This is a genomic window from Streptomyces sp. NPDC024632, assembly GCF_055559175.1.
Genome location: NZ_JBVHLD010000013.1, coordinates 17,336 through 36,209 on the forward strand (window position 1 = coordinate 17,336; position 18,874 = coordinate 36,209).

At 72.1% G+C, this 18,874-nt stretch carries 13 protein-coding genes; 12 read left to right on the plus strand and 1 reads right to left on the minus strand.

Features of this window, described 5'->3' with window-relative positions; translation table 11 throughout:
* Positions 1-18: 18 nt before the first annotated feature.
* The 8 genes from ACZ37P_RS25740 to ACZ37P_RS25775 all read left to right on the plus strand — a co-directional run bounded on the left by ACZ37P_RS25740 (position 19) and on the right by ACZ37P_RS25775 (position 13,585).
* The gene (locus ACZ37P_RS25740) at positions 19-2,937 is read left to right on the plus strand and encodes a hypothetical protein (protein WP_467348831.1); all 2,919 of its coding nucleotides are present in this window, start codon (positions 19-21) and stop codon (positions 2,935-2,937) included.
* Between the two features lie 53 nt (positions 2,938-2,990).
* Entirely contained in the window at positions 2,991-4,292 is a 1,302-nt protein-coding gene (locus tag ACZ37P_RS25745; protein WP_467348832.1) for an enolase C-terminal domain-like protein, read from the plus strand.
* A gap of 106 nt (positions 4,293-4,398) precedes the next feature.
* Positions 4,399-5,745, plus strand: a complete 1,347-nt coding sequence (locus tag ACZ37P_RS25750) for an ABC transporter substrate-binding protein (protein ID WP_355333127.1) — start codon at positions 4,399-4,401, stop codon at positions 5,743-5,745.
* Positions 5,746-5,783: 38 nt separating this feature from the next.
* Positions 5,784-6,683, plus strand: a complete 900-nt coding sequence (locus ACZ37P_RS25755; protein ID WP_355333125.1) for a carbohydrate ABC transporter permease — start codon at positions 5,784-5,786, stop codon at positions 6,681-6,683.
* Entirely contained in the window at positions 6,680-7,639 is a 960-nt protein-coding gene (locus tag ACZ37P_RS25760; RefSeq protein ID WP_391161104.1) for a carbohydrate ABC transporter permease, read from the plus strand. Before ACZ37P_RS25755 ends, ACZ37P_RS25760 begins: the two co-directional genes overlap by 4 nt.
* On the plus strand, positions 7,636-11,778 hold the full coding sequence (locus ACZ37P_RS25765) for a hypothetical protein (protein WP_467348836.1): 4,143 nt from the start codon (positions 7,636-7,638) through the stop codon (positions 11,776-11,778). Before ACZ37P_RS25760 ends, ACZ37P_RS25765 begins: the two co-directional genes overlap by 4 nt.
* Positions 11,772-12,644, plus strand: a complete 873-nt coding sequence (locus ACZ37P_RS25770) for an NAD-dependent epimerase/dehydratase family protein (protein ID WP_467348837.1) — start codon at positions 11,772-11,774, stop codon at positions 12,642-12,644. The genes ACZ37P_RS25765 and ACZ37P_RS25770 overlap by 7 nt, the downstream gene beginning before the upstream one ends.
* 107 nt (positions 12,645-12,751) lie before the next feature.
* Complete coding sequence (locus tag ACZ37P_RS25775; protein ID WP_467348839.1) at positions 12,752-13,585, plus strand: SDR family NAD(P)-dependent oxidoreductase; 834 nt, start codon at positions 12,752-12,754, stop codon at positions 13,583-13,585.
* A gap of 130 nt (positions 13,586-13,715) precedes the next feature.
* On the opposite strand, the gene ACZ37P_RS25780 is transcribed toward ACZ37P_RS25775, so the two are convergent.
* Entirely contained in the window at positions 13,716-14,804 is a 1,089-nt protein-coding gene (locus ACZ37P_RS25780) for a phosphotransferase family protein (RefSeq protein ID WP_467348841.1), read from the minus strand.
* Positions 14,805-14,959: 155 nt separating this feature from the next.
* Between ACZ37P_RS25780 and ACZ37P_RS25785 the strand changes: the two genes are divergently transcribed.
* From ACZ37P_RS25785 to ACZ37P_RS25800, 4 genes are all read left to right on the plus strand, one after another.
* Complete coding sequence (locus ACZ37P_RS25785; RefSeq protein WP_467348843.1) at positions 14,960-15,916, plus strand: ABC transporter ATP-binding protein; 957 nt, start codon at positions 14,960-14,962, stop codon at positions 15,914-15,916.
* Positions 15,913-16,728 (plus strand): ABC transporter permease, encoded by an 816-nt coding sequence (locus tag ACZ37P_RS25790; RefSeq protein WP_467348844.1) that lies wholly within the window; start codon positions 15,913-15,915, stop codon positions 16,726-16,728. The genes ACZ37P_RS25785 and ACZ37P_RS25790 overlap by 4 nt, the downstream gene beginning before the upstream one ends.
* A gap of 109 nt (positions 16,729-16,837) precedes the next feature.
* Entirely contained in the window at positions 16,838-18,196 is a 1,359-nt protein-coding gene (locus tag ACZ37P_RS25795) for a sensor histidine kinase (protein ID WP_401306683.1), read from the plus strand.
* Positions 18,193-18,798, plus strand: a complete 606-nt coding sequence (locus ACZ37P_RS25800) for a response regulator transcription factor (protein WP_355333104.1) — start codon at positions 18,193-18,195, stop codon at positions 18,796-18,798. The genes ACZ37P_RS25795 and ACZ37P_RS25800 overlap by 4 nt, the downstream gene beginning before the upstream one ends.
* Positions 18,799-18,874 lie beyond the last annotated feature (76 nt).

The window sequence follows — 18,874 nt, forward strand, 5'->3', positions numbered from 1 at the left end:
CCCTGGAGAGGACCGACCGTGACAGACAGCCACGCCAGATCCGACCGCACCACCCCGGCGACGCCGACCTCGGCGACGGCCACCCCCGCGGAGGTCTCCCGGCGCAAGGTCGTGGGCTACGGAGCGGCCGCCGTCGCGGGCGCCGCCGCCGCGAGCGCCATGGACTGGGGTCTGGCGCCGAGCGCCCGCGCCGCGGCGCCCGAGGGCACGGCGGCAGCCGCCGCGCTGCCCGTGGTCGCCTTCGGATTCTCCGACCCGACCGGCCTCTACCCGGTGACCGGTACAGCGAAGGCCGCCCCCGACCTGCTCGTGGTCTTCAACCCCACGACGGCGCTGAGCGGTTCGGTCACCTGGTCGGTCGCCGCCCGCGCCGGGGCGCCGCTGAACAGCGGCACCACCGCGTTCACCGCCCCGGCCGGTACGCAGACCACCACCACGATCCCGCTGGGCTCGTACGATCCCGATCACTACGCCGTCACGGCCACCGTCACCAACGCCTCCGGTGCCCAACTGCTGTCGCAGACGCTCGGGTTGGGCGTGATCCGGCCGACCGTGGCGGGCCGCAGGCCGAACTCGGCGTTCGGGCTGGGCATCCGCTCGGAGTCGACTCCCGCCATCACCCGGCAGATCGCCCAGCGCATCGGCGTCAAGTGGTGCCGGGGCATCGACGCCGTGCAGCCGGACACCGTCTGCCCGTCCCCCGGCGTCTTCTGGCAGCAGCCGCAGATCGACGCGGCGCGGGCCGAGATCGCCGACTGGCACGCCCACGGCATCGAGGCCCTCGCCGGCATCAACTACAACATGTCGTGGAATGTGCAGCCCGGCCCGGACGGCAAGCCGGTGAAGACCTACCAGAACCGGCCCAAGGACCTGGTCGCGCACGCCGAGATGGTCTACCACTGCATCGCGCCGCTCCAGGACCTGGTCCCCAACTGGGAGGTGTGGAACGAGCCGTGGGTGCACGGCTGGGCGTGGATGACCGGTGACGCCCAGGACTACCGCGACATGTGCAAGCTGATCTGGGACCGGGTGAAACCCGAGTTCCCCGACGTGAATCTGATCGGCGGCGGCTCGGTCACGTACAACCGCGACATCGTGTACGCGCGGGGCTCCAAGGACACCGGCTACATCGACGGCTCGGTGAACCACGCCTACGGCTACCCCGACGCCACGCAGTACGCGATGACCAAGACGCAGGTCAAGATGGACCGCCTCTGGTCGCGCACCCAGGGCCGCGCCGGGCAGTGGCAGACCGAACTGGGCAACGCCGACGCCAACTTCACCCATCTGCCGGCCGGACAGGCCGGGTACGGCGTGGCCCGCACGGTGGCGCCGACGTACCTGCTGCACATGCTCGCGGGCGCCGAGGAGGACTCGCCGATCCGGATCTTCTGGTTCTCGCTGTCCTACGACAAGACCTACTCCGGCGTCGAGTTCAACATCTACGACATCGCCACGAAGTCCCCCAAGCCCGCCGTCGTCGCCTACGCGACCATGACGAGCCTGCTCGAAGACGCCACGCTGGAAGAGGAGTTGTACCCGAACGCCAAGTCGACATGGGGCTTCCTGTTCCGCGGCGCCGACGGCAAGGGCCGGGCCGCCGTCTACGCCGACCAGCTCTACGACGGCACGATGGAGGACCAGAGCGCCGGGTACAACGGCACCGTCACCCTCAACGGCGCGCAGGGCGTGCGGGTCTACGACTACCTCGGCCGCCGCCTCGCCGACGGGGCCTCGTCGTCCGTCACGCTCCAGGTCAAGCCGTGGGAAGTCCTGTACTTCGACAGCGATCTGAGTCCTGAGGCGCTGAAGTCGGTGCTGACCACGGGTGCCGCCTTCGACTACGACACCCCGCTGAAGGTCGAGGTCCAGTCCTTCACCAGGCCGCTGGGCGCGAGCAGCACCATCGACGTCCTGGTGGAGAACGTCTCGCCGCAGACGCAGAACGCGAAGGTCGTGATCACCCCGCCGTCCGGCTGGCAGGTGTCGCTGTCGGTCTCGCCGTGGATCAGCCTCAAGCCCGGCCAGTCGAAGACGCTGACCTTCCCCGTGACGTCGTTCACGGCCAACTCCGCGAACCAGTACGAGATCGGCTACGACATCACGGTGCCGCGCGGCTCGGCCCAGGTGCACCAGACCGGGACGCGGAAGGTGCAGCTCGCGTATCTGCCGTTCCGTCAGATCACCGTCGGCGGAAGCGCCAGCCAGTGGAACGACGTCGTCCCGGTGACGATGGCCAGCACCGGCGCGGCCGGTGACACCAGGACGTACAGCCTCCAGGCCGCCTGGGACGACGGCTTCCTGTACTTCAGGGCGCTGATCGAAGACGACGTCCAGCTCTCCAACGTGCCCTTCGCGGCGAACGAGTACCTCTTCCCGTTCAAGGCGGACAGCATCCAGCTCGGCTTCGACGCGGTCGCGCACAAGACCGAGGATCTGCTGGTCGGGGACGCGCACTACGAGAAGTGCCTGCGGTCGCTCTCCCACCTGTACGTCGTCACGCTCGCCACCGGAGGCGTCCCCGAACTGCACCGGCAGCTCGCGCCCGGCACCAACTACCAGACGTACTACCCGACCAACGCGACGCTCCCGACGCCGCTGGGCCCGATGGACGCGAAGGCGGACAGCGGCACCGAGGGCCGGGTGCTGGTGTCGCGGGACGACGTCAACAAGGTGACCAGGTACGAGGTCGCGCTCGCCTGGAGCCAACTCCCCGAGGTGGCCGCCGCGGTGAAGAGCGCGCAGCCCGGCGCCGTCACCCCGATGTCCTTCGCCTTCCAGGTGACGGACGCGGGAACCGGCGGTCACGGCGCCACGTACTGGACGACCGCCGCGGAGCCGCCCACGTCCGGCTGCTACAACTTCGCGCCGTTCTGGGGCACCGGCGCCCAGTTCACCGGCGGTCGCGTGGACACCCGCTGGGGCATCGGCAGTTGACCGTCCCGCGCACCCCGTAACGCCTCTTCGCACAGAACCAGGAGCACCCTCCCGTGACCGACCACGCCGCCGATTCCGCCGGACCCGTCAAGGAGTCCGTGCCCGCAGAGCCGCCGTGGGCGCAGCCGTCCGGCGTCCGTATCACCGGCGTCAGGACGATCCTGACCGCTCCCGCGGGCACCACGCTCGTCGTGGTGCGGGTCGACACCAGCGAGCCCGGCCTGTACGGACTCGGCTGCGCGACCTTCACGCAGCGGGCGAAGGCGGTCGCCACGGCGGTCGACGAGTACCTGGCGCCGCAGCTCATCGGCCGCGACCCGGCGGACATTACGGACATCGCGTCGACCCTGCACGTCAGCGGCTACTGGCGGTCGGGGCCCGTGCTCAACAACGCGCTGTCCGGCGTGGACATGGCCCTGTGGGACATCAAGGGCAAGCAGGCGGGACTTCCGGTGTGGCAGCTCCTCGGCGGGCGCTGCCGCACCGCGGTCCCGGTGTACGCGCACGCCGCGGGACGGGACGCGGCGGAGGTCACCGACGAGGTGCTGGCCCTGATGGCCGAGGGGTACGGGCACGTCCGCTGCCAGGTCGCCGTGCCCGGCGCGGGCACCTACGGGGCGCCGGCCGCCGCGGCCACGGCCGGCGCCGCCAAGGCGCTGACCCCCAACGCCTGGGACCCGGCGGCCTATCGGCGCACGGTGCGCGGCCTCTTCGAGCACCTGCGGGAGCACGCGGGCCCCGAGGTCGAGCTGATCCACGACGTGCACGAGCGGGTGCACCCCACCGACGCCGTACGGATCGCGGCGGACCTGGAACCGTACGACCTGTTCTATCTGGAGGACCCGGTCGCGCCCGAGGACATCGAGTGGCTGCGCGTCCTGCGCGGGCGCTCGGTGACCCCGATCGCGATCGGCGAGCTGTTCACCAACCCGGCCGAGTACCGCCCGGTCGTCATGGAGCGGCTGTGCGACTTCATCCGGGTCCACGTGTCGGCGATCGGCGGCATCACCCCGGCGTGGCGGCTCGCCGCCGCCTGCGAGATGTTCGGCGTGCGCACCGCCTGGCACGGTCCCGGCGACGTCTCGCCGGTCGGGCACGCCGCCAACCTCGCCCTCGACCTGGCCGCCCCCAACTTCGGCATCCAGGAACAGCATCTGTTCGGCCCGGCCGCGCGGGAGGTCTTCCCCGGCTGCCCCGAGATCCGCGACGGCCACCTGTGGCCGAGCGACGCGCCCGGTCTCGGCGTCGACCTCGACGAGCGGCTGGCGCTGAAGTACCCGCCCAAGGGCGCGGCGGAGCCCGGCCAGGTGTGGAAGCCGCCGCGGCGGGCCGACGGCGCGCTCCAGCGCCCCTGACGCGCGCCCGCCCGCCCGGCACCGACCCCGCACCGCACTCGAAGCGACCCCGAACCGACCCCGCATCGCACTCGAACCGAACTCGAAACGAAGGAGCCCCACCCTCATGCGACCCCGTACCTTCGTCACGCTGCTGGCGGCGACCGCCTGCGTGTCGGCCGCGCTCACCGGCTGCGGCTCCTCCTCGTCCGGCGGCGGCGGCGCCACGACCACCCTGACCGTCGCCGAGTGGACCAACCCGGGCGCGATCGAGTTCACGCAGGACCTCAACGCCAAGTTCGAGAAGGCCCATCCGGGCGTGAAGGTCAAGCTCCAGCAGGCGCCGAACAACAACGGCGCCTGGCAGCAGCTCTGGAACAGCCTGCTCCAGTCCAAGTCCGTTGACGTACTGGCCCTTTCCGCGCCCACCCAGGCGGGCTTCGCGCCCAGCTACACCAGCCTCAAGCCCGCGGGCGCCGCCGCGCTGATCGACGCCGGGCAGATGACCGACCTGTCGGCGCAGCCGTTCATGAAGAACTACGACGCGACGGCCCAGGCCGCCGCGGTCGGGCGCAACGGGAAGGTCTACGGCGTCATGGCCGCGCAGTACGCCGCCGCCGGGTCGATCTGGTACAAGAAGGACCTTCTCGACAAGTACCACATGGGCGTGCCCACCACCTTCCAGGAGTTCCTCGACGACTGCGAGACGCTGAAGAAGGCGGGCAAGACCCCGATCTTCGTGGCCGCGAAGGACAACATGCAGGGCGGGGTGTGGCAGGGCTCGGTGAACCAGACGCTCATGCAGGGCCGCCCGGCCTCGGACTCGGTCAAGGTGTCGAGCGAGCGGGCCGACGCGTTCTGGAAGGGCACGCAGTCCTGGACCGACCAGGTCTACAAGGACGCGGCAGGCCGCTACGAGAAGGTCATGAAGTACATCGAGCCCAACGCGGCCGGTGTCGCCCAGCTCACCGCGCCCGGCGTCTGGGCCGCGAAGTCCGACGACTACCCGTTCCTGCTGGACGGTTCGTGGGACGGCGCGCTCATCCAGAAGGCCAACCCCACGCTCAACCTCGGGTTCTTCACCATGCCCGGCACCGACACCCCGGCGGCCAACCGCCTCATGCTCAAGCCCGACCTGACCTGGATGGTCCCGACGACCGCCAAGCACAAGGACCTGGCCATGGAGTGGCTGACGATGTTCTCCGACCCGGAGAACTACAAGGAGTGGCTGACCAAGACCGGCTCCATCTCCACCCAGCCCGCGCTGAAGAACACCGGACTGCCGTGGATGGACTGGCAGAACGCCCACATGGACGACGCCTTCCAGCAGCTCAGCAACCCGTGGGTGCCCGCGGGCGCGCCCGTGGACGCGGGCGGTCCCGACTTCTCCAAGATGACGCCGATCGGCGGCGACAGCGCCGACACGATCCTCAGCCGCTCGGCGAGCGCGTACCGCAAGTCGGTCGGCAACTGACCACCGCCTCCCAGGCACCATGAGAAAGGAGGCGCGGCGTGGCACGCTGTCCCTTCGGAACCCAACGGACGCGGCGGTTCATTCCCTGGGCCAGCATCGCGATTCCGGGAGCGGGCTGGCTGCTGTTCGGGCTCTACCCGTCCCTGGCCACCATCGGATACTCCTTCACCAGGTACTCCGGGCTCCCGGGCACGCCGCTCAACTTCTGCGGACTGTGCAACTACGACGCGGCGTTCACGTCGCTGTCCACCCAACTGTGGAGCGCCGTACGGGTCACGCTGATCTATGTCATCGGCGTGACCGTGCTCCAGAACGCGATCGGGCTGGGACTGGCCCTGCTGCTCAACCGGCCGGGCCGCTCCCTGACCTTCTACCGCGCGCTGATCTTCATGCCGCAGATCTTCTCCGTCACCGTGGTCGGCGCGGTCTTCTCCCTCATGCTCGACCCGTACTCGGGGCCGGTGGAGAAGGTCGTGCACGGACTGTTCGGCGTCGACTCCGCCTTCCTCGGGTCGAGTTCACTGGCGCTGTGGCTGGTGATGATGGTGAACGTCTGGATGTTCTCCGGCTACTCGATGCTCATCTACATCGCGGGACTGCGGAACATCCCGCGCTCGGTGTACGAGGCCGCGGCGATGGACGGCGCGGGGCGGTTCCGGGTCTTCCGGCATGTGACGTGGCCGCTGCTGGCCCCGGCCACCACCGTGAACGTCTTCCTCACCGCGATGGCCACGCTGGGCGAGTACGCGCTGATCATGGTGCTCACCGCGGGCAACTTCGGCACCAAGACCCTGGGGTTGTACATGTTCCAGTCCGCGTTCGGCAGTGACAGCCAACTCGGCTACGGCTCGATGCTGGCGATGATCCAGTTCGTGCTGACCGTCGCGATCGGCGGCGTCCTGCTGTACGGCCTGCGCAGGCGGGAGGTCTCGCTGTGACGACCGCCCGGGCGGCCGGCGCGTCGCCGTCGTCAGCGCCGAGGACCCCCGCGGCCCCCACCCGGCTCCAGCGGCTGATGTCTGCCAGGACGACCAAGGCGGCGGGGCTGAACCTGCTGTGCTTCGCCATCGCGGCCGGTCTGTTCGCCCTGCCGCTGGTCTACGTCCTGCTCCAGGCGTTCAAGACGTACACCGGATTCCTCCAGAACCCCACCGGGATGCCGCATCCGTGGACCACCGAGAGCTTCTCGGCGGCCTGGAACCAGGGGCACTTCGGACGGCAGATGATCAACAGCCTTGTCTACGCGGTCATCCCCGACGTCGTCACGCTGATCCTCGGCGTCTTCCTGGCCTTCCCCATCTCCCGCGGCTACTTCAAGTACTCCAACGGGCTGTACACCTTCTTCATCTTCTCCGGCTTCCTGCCCGGCGGCCTGATCCCGCTGTTCATCGAGGCCAGGACGCTGGGCCTGTACAACAGCATGGCCGGCTACCTGATCCTGACCAGCCTGTCCGGCGCCGGGTTCTTCTTCTTCGTCGGCTACATCAAGGGCATCCCGCGCGAGATCGACGAGGCGGCGGCGCTCGACGGCTGCGGCTACATCCGGTTCATCTTCACCATCATCATTCCGCAGATGAAACCGGCCCTGGCCACGTTCGCGATCTTCGGCTTCGTGCACGCCTGGAACAACCTGATCCTGCCGCTGGTGATGCTGTCGGACTCCGCGCTGTGGCCGGTCACCCGGGGGCTGTACTCGTTCTTCGGCGAGTACTCGCAGAACTGGCCGCTGATCGCCGCGGGCACCTTCATCGTCGCGGCGCCCATCATGCTGCTGTTCATCCTGCTCCAGCGCTACCTCGTCGAAGGCGTCGCGGGCGGCGCGGCGTTCGGCACGCAGGGTGTCGCGCCCGGCTCGTCGGGCGCCGGAGGCGCCGAAGTGGGAGGGGGATCGTGACGGCCGCCGTCACGCACTGGCCGGCGGACGGGGACGAGGTGAGGTTCGCGCTCAGCGACCCCCTCGACCACCCCGACTTCGCCTGGCCCCGGACTCTGCTGCACTACCCGGTGCGGTGGGCGGCGCCCTCGATACGCGCCGGGCGACTGCGGCTGCTCGACGCGTCCGGCGCGCCGGTGCCCTTCCAACTCGCCGAGACGACCACGGACTCGGAGGGCGACGACGCGTTCCTGACGTCGGCCACCGTCTGCTTCTTGGCCGACCTCGCGCCCGGCGCCCGCCATGAGTTCACCCTGCGCGCGGACGAGACGCTGCCGTCGGCGCGGGGCACGGGGCCGGTCGAGGTCACCGAGGACGGCGACGGCATCGTGGTCGACGGCGGAGCCCTGCGGGTCCGGCTGCCGTCCGCCGGCCGGTTCGCCGCCGGGGACATACCAGGGCCGGTCCGGCAGCTCGACCGCGGGCACGGCTGGGTCGGCAGGTCCGTACTGCGCTGCGGCGACGGGCGGCTGGACCACCTCGACGTGCAACTGACCGAGGCCGGAACGCTGTTCGCGACCCACGTCCTCACGTACGTCTTCACCGGCGGCGCGCGCTACACCGCCACCGTCCGGGTGCTGCGGGACTGCGACTTCCTCGAACTGTCCGAGGAGATGGTGTCGTTGGACGAAACGGCGACCACCACTACTGCGACGACGACGGCGACGACGGCCATGGCGTGGGAGCTGCACTGGGAGGGCTGCACGCCCACCCACCGGTTCTCCTCCGCCTGGCCGTTCTCGCAGTCCGCCGCCGACCACGCCGACCCCGGTTCGCCCGAGCTGTACCACTGGCTCGGCATCGACGAGCCCGTCGTCGTCGGCGACTGCGGCGAGGACCCGTCCTTCTCCGGGCCGGGCGGCAGGGAGCACCCCGAGACCGACATGGCCTTCACCGTCGGCCCCTACGCCCCGAGCTTCGCGTGGGACATCCGGCCGCACGCCGCCTTCTGGGACGCAGAACAGCGCGACGCCATGGGCGTGTTCGTCCGCGACCACGCCCGGTGGGACGACCGTACGTACTCCTCGTGGGCGTCGGCGGACACCCTCCGCGTCCACTTCCGCCACGACGGCGTCCTGCGCTGGACCTGGCCGCTGCGCACCGGCACCCGCAGCACCGGTATCGCCTTCTACGACCACGAGCGCGACCTGGGGGTGCTGCGCGCGCAGCGGTCGACGGCCTACCAGTCCACGTACGTACGCCATCTCCAGCACTGGCAGGGCACGCTCAGCCTCGACCGGGTCAAGGACTGGACGCTCACCTATACCGGCAAGCGGCCGGAACCGCTGTGCGGGGAAGGGGAGTTCGGCAGCGCGCGGGAATTCGCCGACGCCCTGCTGACCGGCCCCGAGGGACCCCGGCTGATCGCCCACGGGGTCAACGACGTCGCGGGCTACCTCAACATCGGCCAACGCCCGCTCTACGACCGGCTGCTGGACGGCTACGACCGGTTCGCCGGACAGCTCGACGCCGCCGAGCGCGAACGCGTGGACGCCCTGCTCCTGCTGACCGGATACGTCTCGGCGGGCGAGGAGATCGGCCCGCTGCTGCGGATGGCGGGCGGGCACCCCAACTTCATGGCCGACGGCAAGGCGGCGCTGGCCTGCCTGGCCTGGCTCTACCCCGAGCACGAGGCGGCAGGGGAGTGGCTGGACCAGTTCGAGCGGTTCGCCGAGCTGACCGGTGTGTTCCACACCCGCCCGGCGCTGCCCTCCCGCCGCGCGAGGCCCGGCCGGTGGACCGAGAGCCTGGCCACGTACGTGTGGGCGTATCTGCGGCCCCTCGGCCAGGGCAACCACCTGGCGCGGGAGGCCGACGGCCGCAACCGGGCCGTCACCCCCGAACTCGCCGCCCTCGGCGACTGGTTGGTCAACGCGCTGACCGCGCCGGTCGATGTCACCGGCACCGGCGAGCTGCGGCGGCTGCACCCCGCGCAAGGAGCGCACGCCTACTGGCCGCGCCGCCCTCCCATCGAGATGCGGCTGCTCGGCGAGACCCTGCACCGCTACCGGCCCCTGGTCGCCGAACACCTGCTGTGGGGCAGCGACCCCGCCGCCCGACGACTGGACAGCCCGCACGACGCACCCGACCCCTGGCGCGTCACCGTGCGCACCGAGGGCAACCCCGGCACCAACCCCCGCCTGCGCAGCGCCAAATACACCGGATACGGGATCACCCTGCGCGCCGACGTCGACCGGCCGGGCGAGGTCGCCGTCTTCCTCCAGCAGGTGGACCGCGGCCCCAACTACCGCTGGGGCGTCGCCGACGACAACGGGAGCGGCCACCTCTACTACTACGCGGCGGGCGCCTCCTACAGCGGTCACGGTCCCGAGGACGCCGGGGACCGCCGCGTGCCCGACGCGACCTTCGCGACCTCCTGCGCGGTCTGGAAGGACGGCGCCTTCCGCGGCATCGGCTGCCACACCCTCGACCGGCCGATGTACGACCTCGGCGGCGCGCAGTACGCGGAGATCGTCCCCGATCCCGACGGCCCGGTCGGCGACCTGTACCTCGGCCGCAGCGTGCTGCTCGTCGGCACCGACTACCTGGTCACCTACGACTCCTTCGCGCCCAACCAGCGCATGGTGTGGACCTGGTCGGTGCTCACCGAGGCCACCGGGCACGACGCCAACAGCTACCCCCACCTGCCCGAGCGGATGCCGTTCATCCACCTCGTGCGCGGGGTGCGCGAGGACGGCACGGTGGGAGAAGGCGGCGCGGCGGGCCGGGGCGGCGCGGTGCGGGAGGCCGGCGCGCTCGGAGGCGCCTTCGCCACCGACGTCACGCACGGCGTACGCCTCGAAGGCCGCGCCGACGGGGCAAACGGCAACACGCTCGCGGTCGTCAGCCACCGCGACGACCTCGTGGTCGACCCCGCCGCCGACACGCCCTGGGGCGCCAGGATCCGCACCCCGCACAGCCTCGACCTCGTCTTCCGGCACCAGTCCGCGAGGCCCTGCGAACCGGCCGCCGTCGAATTCGCCGAGGACGGGCTGCGGTTCACGGGGACGGCGGGCACGATCCGGCTCTTCGACAGCGGACGCCGCGAACTGACGCTCTTTCACGGCAGCGCCATCGGCACGGCGGACGTCCTGCTGACCACCGACGACCGCGACCTGGGCATCAGCCTCGGCTACCTCCACCCCACGGAGCTGCGCGGCACGTACGACGCGCAGACGGACACCGGGATCACCCTGCGCCTGCCCGCCGGGCTCGACGCCGCGGCGGACTTCTCCGTGGACGGCGCACCGCTGCGCCCGCTCGGCCGGACGCACGACACCGTGCGGCTGGCGCTCCCACGGGGCCGCCACGCATGGGAGTTGACCGCGCGCCGCCCGGAACCGGCGCCGCCGCGGGTGATCCGTACCGAGACCGTCCCCGGCGGCGCCGTCGTGCACTTCACCGCCGTCGCCGCGGCCGACTCCTACCTGCTCGAACTCAGCACGGACGGCGGTCTGACCTGGGCACCGGCCGTCGCCGCCGCCGACAGCCCCGGACTCCTGAGCGGACTGTCCGACGGCGTGAAGTACCACGTCAGGGTCGCCGCGCGGAACACCGACCGGCAGGGCCCTCCCGGCGCCGACTACCCGGTCTACGCGTCCGGCCGGGCGCCGGAGCCGCCGGACGGCCTGAAGGTCAGGCTCAACGACGGCGCGGTGAGCGTCAGTTGGGGCGAGGTGCTGGGCGCAGGACGGTACCGGCTGTACCGGCGGCGCAAGGGCGAGGCCGGCTTCCGCGAGGTCTTCGCGGGCACGGCCTTCGCGTACGTCGACCGCGTGCCCGGTGTCGTACCGGCGACCGGCGATCCGTGCGGGTCGGACGGTGCTCGCGGCGGCGGGAGGCCGGGGCAGGCGCCCGTCCTGGAGTACGCGGTGGCCGCCGAGAACGGAAACGGTGCCGGCCCCATGTCGCCCCCCGTCGACACCGACCCCGGCAGCTGGCGGCACTGGAATCCGCCGGTCGACGTCGCCTTCCGCCGTCACCACGCCTACAACCAGCCGCCGTACGCCCCCGCCTGCGCGACCCCGCGGCCTTACGACGAGCAGCGCCCGCCCGCCCGACTGCCGCACGATATGGACCCGTTGGAGCGGACATGGTGACGGCGCAGCGCATCCTGATCACCGGGGCCGCGGGCCGCGTCGGCCGGGCGCTGCGCCCGCGCATGGCGCGGCCGGGACGCACGCTCCGGCTCCTGGACATCGCCGAGATCGAGCCGCCGGCGCCGGGCGAGGCCGTGGAGACCGTACGCGCCTCGTTCACCGACCCGGACGCGATCGACGCCGCCTGCCAGGGTGTCGACGCCGTGCTCCACCTCGGGGGACTGGCCGGGGAGGCGCCCTGGGAGCGCATCCGGGAGATCAACATCGACGGCACGCAGCGGGTACTGGAGGCCGTGTGCCGCCAGGGCGTGCCGCGGGTGGTGCTCGCCTCCAGCATCCACGCGGCGGGATTCCGTACGCGGGACGACGCCGTACCCGTACGGGAGGCGGGCGCTGCCGCAGGGGCCCCCGCCGCGGAGCGCGCCGAACTGCCCGCGGACATCGCACCGCGCCCCGACACGTTCTACGGCGCGGGGAAGGCCGCGGTGGAGGCGCTCGGCGCGCTCTACCGGAGCCGCTTCGGCATCGACGTCACCTGTCTGCGGATCGGCGCCTTCCGGCCGCGCCCGCTCGCTCCTGAGGACCTGGCCGCCTGGCTGTCGCCGGACGACGCGGCCCGGCTGGTCGAGGCGTGTCTGCGCGCGGAGCCCGCCGGATTCCGGATGCTGTGGGGCATCTCCCGCAACACCCGCCGGTGGTGGTCCCTCGCGGAAGGGGAGGCCATCGGCTACCACCCGCGGGACGACGCCGAGGACCACCTGGCCGCGCTCCTGGAGTGCGGGTCCTTCGGTCCCGCGGACTTCGACCCGGCGGCCGACCGCAACTTCCGCGTCGGCGCCAATTTCTGCACTATGCCGTTGGGCTGACGACAAGGGCCTGCCGTCGGCAGCAAGCTCGGACGGCAACAGTTTTCGGTCATCCGGCCGCGCAGGCGCTCCGGTTGGCGAACACCGTGGGACTGGAGAGGGAACGTATGAGTGAGGAACACGCCGGTCGCATCGCGCTGGTCACGGGCGGATCGAGCGGTATCGGCCGCGCCGCCGCGGAACTGCTGGCCGCGTCGGGCGCCGCTGTCGCCGTCTGCGGTGTGGACGCCGACGACACGGAGAAGACGGCCGCGGCCATCGCGGAGGCGGGCGGCCGGGCGCTGCCCGTCGTCGCGGACGTCTCGGACCCCGACGCGGTCGCCGCGGCGGTGGCGCGGACCGTGAGCGAGTACGGCGGTCTCGACGTGCTGGTGACGTCCGCGGGCATCCAGCGCTACGGGACGGTCGCCGACACCGACGAGAAGACCTGGGACGAGGTGTTCGCCGTCAACGTCAAGGGAGTGTTCCTGACCGCCCGCGCCGCCCTGCCCCACCTGCGGCGCAGCGCCTCCGGCGGCTCCGTCGTCGTGGTCTCGTCCGTGCAGTCGCGCGCCGCGCAGTCCAACGTGGCCGCCTACGCGGCGGCGAAGGGCGCGCTGAACGCGCTGGTCCGGTCGATGGCCGTGGACGAGGCCCCCTTCGGGGTACGGGTCAACGCGGTCTGCCCCGGCTCCGTCGACACCCCGATGCTGCGCCACTCGGCGGCACGGTTCAGCGACGGCAGCGACGAAGGGGTGCGGCGACTGCTCGGGGAGTGGGGCCGCAGCCACCCGATAGGGCGCATAGCCCAGCCCCGAGAGGTCGCCGAGGTGATCGCCTTCCTGGCCGGCACCCGCGCCGGATTCGTCACCGGCACGGACATCCCGGTCGACGGCGGCGTCCTCGCGGCCCTGGCCGTCACCCTCCCCCAGGACGCCCCGGAGCCCTCCGCGACAGCCTGACCCCACGGCCGGACCGATACCGGCGACGAGGGAGCGGGGGCCCTCGTCGGCACGGCGAAGTCGGTCGCCGTGCGCAGCGACCGGCGCCGGGCGGGCCCGTCGGCGTCCCGGCGGAGCGCGAGCCGTTGCTCTACGGCCTGCGGGCGGGCGGCGGTTGAAGGGCGGGCCAGCGGGTGAGCATCGCTTCGCGCATCGCGGGGGCCAGACGGCCGAGAGCCGGCAGGCGGCCCTCTCGGGCGGTCACGCGGCCGACGACGCCGAGCCGGTGGACCAGCCGCTGACGGGCCGTCACCGTGCCCCACTCCCAGTCCTGGTGAGGAATCAGGGCCAGGCGGTCGGTGGTCCCGCGCTCGGCCCGCTGCACCAGCGCGTCACCGCGCAGCAGCCAACCGGCGCAGGCGTCGGTGAGATCACCCGGGACGTCCGTGCCCGTCGCCCGGCGCCAGGCGTCGCGGTACGCGGCCTCCGCCGCTTCCAGCAGCGGGGGAGCGGCGGCGGTGACGCACCAGCAGGTCGGGAAACCGACGCGCAGATAGGCGAGTTCGACGATTCCGTCGCCCAACGCGGCCTGCTCGAAGTCGATGAATCTGACGCCGTCGTCGGTGTGCATGTCGTTGCCGGGGCACGGGTCGCCGTGCAGCAGAGCGCGGCCCCGCGCTCGTGACGTACGGTCCACGATGTCGTCCAACTCGCCGCGTACGGCGGGCGGTACGGCGACGCCGAGGGCCTGGGCGAGGCCGAGGAAGGAGTCGACGTCCGTGTGCGCCGGGCCCGACCAGGCGGGGAGTACGTCCGAGCCGTCGCTGCCGTCGCTGTCGTCGCCGCTGTCGCCGCTGTCGCCGTCGTCCCCGACGTCCGCATCGCCGCTGGTCGCCGCGTGGAGCCGGGCGAGTGCCCCGGCGTAGTCGACGATCCACTCCTCGCGCGGCGGCCGGTGCTCCACGTACTCCAGCACCAGCACCCGTTCCCGCGCGTCGGCGCCCAGCAGCGTCGGCACGACCGGCGGATCGACCCGGCCCGCGAGCCGCAGCGCGGCCACCTCGCGGGCGTACCTCTCGTCGGCCTCGGGCGCGTCGACAAGTTGCTTGACCACCACGGGAGTTCCGGCCAGCTCGGCCCGCCACACCCGCGAGCGCGGACTGCTCCCCAGCCGGCGGCCCCGCCGGGGCGTCCCCAACTCGTCCCGCAACTTCTCCCCGAGGGGCAGCCGTGACCGCATGGCGGCATCCTCGCACGGGCGGGGACGACACCCGGAGCGATTTATGGCGCGGCGGCCCCGCCCGGTCCGGGGCGGTCCCCGCCCATGACATTCGTCATGAACAGTCATGACAGACCACACGGCCCGAAGCGCCGACGGGCGGACAGCCTTGAGACATGGACACAGTCATCGAAACCACCGGCTTGCGGCGGAGCTACAGCGGCTTCGAGGCCGTACGCGGCGTCGACATCAGCGTGGGGCGGGGCGAGCTGTTCGCTCTGCTGGGGACGAACGGCGCGGGCAAGACCTCGACGCTGGAGATCCTGGAGGGGCAGGCGCCCGCCGGCGCGGGAACCGTACGGGTGCTGGGCGCCGACCCCTACCGCGAGCGTGCCGCGGTGCGGCCCCGTATCGGAGTGATGCTCCAGGAGGGCGGCTTCCCCACCGAGCTGACCGTCGCGGAGACCGTCGACATGTGGGCGGGCTGCACCAGCGGTGCCCGGCCCGTGGCGGAGGCCCTGGAGCTGACGCGGCTGGAGCAGCGGCGCGGGGTGCGGGTCAAGCAGCTCTCCGGCGGCGAGCGGCGCCGCCTCGACCTCACGCTCGCGCTGCTCGGACGCCCGGAGGTGCTCTTCCTCGACGAGCCCACCACCGGTCTCGACGCCCAGTCCCGGCACGACACCTGGGAGCTGATCGGAGAGCTGAAGCGGCAGGGCACCACGGTGCTGCTCACCACGCACTACCTCGAAGAGGCGGAGCAGTTGGCGGACCGGCTGGCCATCATGCACGCGGGCCGGATCGCCAGCACCGGACGCGTCGCGGACGTGGTCGCCGAGCGGCCCGCGCGGATCACCTTCGAACTGCCCTGGGGCCGCTTCCCCGCCGACCTGCCGCCGCTGCGGTCGATCGGCGTCACCGCACACGAGGTCACCGGGCAGAAGATGCGCCTGGAGACCCGCGACCTCCAGCACACCACCACCGAGCTGCTGTGCTGGGCCCGTGACCAGGGCGTCGAACTGACCGGCCTCGACGTCCGTTCCGCGTCACTGGAAGAGGCGTTCATGGACATCGCCAAAGAGCTCGACCACCGGGCCACCCACCGGGCCGACGACCACCAGGAGACGACGCGATGACCTCCGCGACCACGACGACCACCGTGCCCACGGACACCGCGCGCCGGTCCCGTAAGAGCACCGAACGCCTGGCCGCGCTCGGCCGCGCGGAACTGATCCTGCTGGTCCGCAGCAAGGCCGCCCTCATGACGGCCCTCGTCCTGCCCGGTGTCATCGCCGTGTCGATGCGCAGCGCCGTGAAGAGCCTGGACCTGGGCGGCACCGGCCTGTCCGTCGCCACCGTGCTGGTGCCGGGCGCCCTCGGCATGGCGCTGTTCTTCGCGATCTACACCAACATGGTCGGCGTGTACGTCACCCGCCGCGAGGGCCTTGTCCTCAAGCGGCTCCGCTCGGGAGAGGTCCGCGACGCCGAGATCCTGACCGGCGGCGCGCTGCCCGCGGTCCTGATGGCGGTCGTGCAGTCCCTGCTGCTCGGCGTCGGACTCGCCGTCCTGCTCGACATGCCCGCCCCCGAGGCACCTCACCTGCTGGTCCTCGGCCTGCTCCTCGGTATCGTGCTGCTGGTCGTGGGCGCCGCGCTCACCGCCGCCTTCACCCAGACGGCTGAGAGCGCCCAACTGACCTTTCTGCCGTTCATGCTGGTGAGCATGGCCGGTTCCGGGATGTTCCTGCCCCGCGACACCCTGCCGGACACGGTGGCGCGCATCGGCGCGTTCCTGCCGTTCACCCCGGTCATGGACCTGTTGCGCTGCGGCTGGACGGGGAATGTGGACGGGACGGACCAGCTCCGGCTCACTCTCACGGCCCTGGTGTGGATCGGCGTGGCCGTGCTCGGCGTGCGGAAGTGGTTCCGTTGGGAGCCTCGGCACTGACCGCCCGCGCGGCCGACGAGAAGGCCGGGCGCGCACGGCGCCGGACACGTAGGACTCAAGGATTCGAAGGACCGAAGGACTCGAAGGACGAAGGGACGAAGGGGCGACGGTGACTGCGGGAACCACAGGGACCACGACGGGACCCACGGGAACGGCCGGGCTGGCGAGCGTGCAGAGCTGGGTGGAGTGGCTCGGCCACCGGCACGGCACGGACCGCTACCGTCGCTACACCCTGAACTCCCTCTCCTGCTTCGCCCTGTTCGAGGCGGGCCTGTGGACGCTGTGGGTCGTCACGAACGACGTGGGCCCGCTCTGGATCGCGGTCGCGGTCCTGGGCGCTGCCCACGTCGTCGTCCAGGCACTGCTCTCCCGCGCCGGGCTCCGCGCCTACATCGGCCTGGCGCCCCGGCCGTACCTGCTGGCCGCCCTCTACACCGCCGTCACGGTCGCCGCTGTCGCGGTCGGCTGCGTGTTGCAGGCGAAGGACCGCGTCGAGGGGAAGGACCTCGCGCCGTACGTGCTGTGGCTGATGATGTTCTACGCGGGCCCGCCCATGCTGGCGCTGTCCCTGCGGGCGGGTACGGCCCTGGTCTCGGCCGTCACGCTGGGCTCGCTGGTCGCCGTCTTCGCGACCGGACTGCGCGGGGAGTCGCTGGCGGTGGTCGTCGGCGGGACCCTGTTCCTCGTCCCGTTCATGGCCCTCGCCCTGCGGGCCTCCGGCTGGAGCGTGCTCCTGATCGAGGAGCTGGCCGCGGCCCGCGGGACCCAGGCCCGCCTGGCCGTGGCCGAGGAACGCCTGCGCTTCGGCCGCGACCTGCACGACATCCTCGGACGCAACCTCGCCGTGGTGGCGCTGAAGAGCGAACTGGCGGCGAAGCTCGCGGAACGCGGCAGCCCGGAGGCCGTCGACCTGATGTACGAGGTGCAGCGCATCGCGCAGGACAGCCAGCGCGAGATCCGTTCCGTCGTGCGCGGATACCGCACCGCGGACCTGCACACCGAACTCGCGGGGGCCCGCGAGGTCCTGAAGGCCGCCGGGATTCCCTGCCGTATCAGCGACGGTCCCGCCGCCCGCCTCCCGGACGACATCCAGACCGCGCTCGGCTGGGTCATCCGCGAAGCGGTCACCAATGTGCTGCGCCACGCCCAGCACGCCACCCGCTGCGAGGTGTCCCTGCGCGACACCGGCGAGGGCGCTGTCACGCTGGTCGTGGAGAACGACGGCAGCGACCACCGGGGCGGGCGCGGCCACCGCGCGGGGAGCGCGGGAGGCGGCCACGGGCCCGCCACCACGGTGGGCAGCCGCACGGCGGACGCGGCCTCCGCGGACGGGACCACACCCGGCGGAAGCGGTCTCGCCGGACTCGAAGAGCGTCTGACGCAGCTTCAGGGCACACTCACGACCAGCGAACGCTCCGCCGGCGTCTTCCGCCTGACCGTGACCATCCCGTGGGAGGAAACACCATGATCAGGGTCCTGCTCGCCGACGACGAGCACCTCATCCGCGGAGCGCTCGCCTCGCTGCTCGCCCTGGAGGACGACATCCTTGTCGCCGCCGAGGCGGGCTCCGGCGACGAGGCCCTCGCCATGGCACGGGCCCACCGGCCGGACGTCGCCGTCCTCGACCTCCAGATGCCGCGCGGCGACGGAATCAGCGTCGCGGAACACCTGCGCGCCGAACTCCCCGACTGCGCGACGATGATCGTGACCAGCCACGCCGGGGCCGGGGCCCTCAAGCGCGCGCTGAGCGCGGGCGTGCGCGGCTTCGTACCCAAGACCGTCTCCGCGCAGCAGCTCGCCCGCATCATCCGTACCGTGCACGACGGCGGACGCTACGTCGACCAGGAGCTGGCCGCCGACGCCATCACCGCGGGCGACTCCCCGCTGACGCCCCGCGAGGCGGAACTGCTCGCCATGGCCGAGGAGGGGGCGCCCGTCGCCGACATCGCCGCCCGCGCGATGCTCTCGGTCGGCACCGTACGCAACCACCTGTCGTCCGCCGCCACCAAGGTCGGCGCCGAGAACCGCCATGTCGCGGCGCGCCTCGCCCGCGAGCGCGGCTGGCTGTGACCGCACAGCGCACCGGAGACCGCGGGCGGGGGCCGCAGGAGGTCAGGGACCGGTCACCCGCAGGAGACGAAGGTCA

What these genes read in the sequence shown, in the direction of transcription:
- ACZ37P_RS25780 (WP_467348841.1), bottom strand. Translation starts at nt 14,804, where the DNA reads ATGCGGTCACGGCTGCCCCTCGGGGAGAAGTTGCGGGACGAGTTGGGG.
- ACZ37P_RS25770 (WP_467348837.1), top strand. Translation starts at nt 11,772, where the DNA reads ATGGTGACGGCGCAGCGCATCCTGATCACCGGGGCCGCGGGCCGCGTC.
- ACZ37P_RS25785 (WP_467348843.1), top strand. Translation starts at nt 14,960, where the DNA reads ATGGACACAGTCATCGAAACCACCGGCTTGCGGCGGAGCTACAGCGGC.
- ACZ37P_RS25750 (WP_355333127.1), top strand. Translation starts at nt 4,399, where the DNA reads ATGCGACCCCGTACCTTCGTCACGCTGCTGGCGGCGACCGCCTGCGTG.
- ACZ37P_RS25790 (WP_467348844.1), top strand. Translation starts at nt 15,913, where the DNA reads ATGACCTCCGCGACCACGACGACCACCGTGCCCACGGACACCGCGCGC.
- ACZ37P_RS25775 (WP_467348839.1), top strand. Translation starts at nt 12,752, where the DNA reads ATGAGTGAGGAACACGCCGGTCGCATCGCGCTGGTCACGGGCGGATCG.
- ACZ37P_RS25800 (WP_355333104.1), top strand. Translation starts at nt 18,193, where the DNA reads ATGATCAGGGTCCTGCTCGCCGACGACGAGCACCTCATCCGCGGAGCG.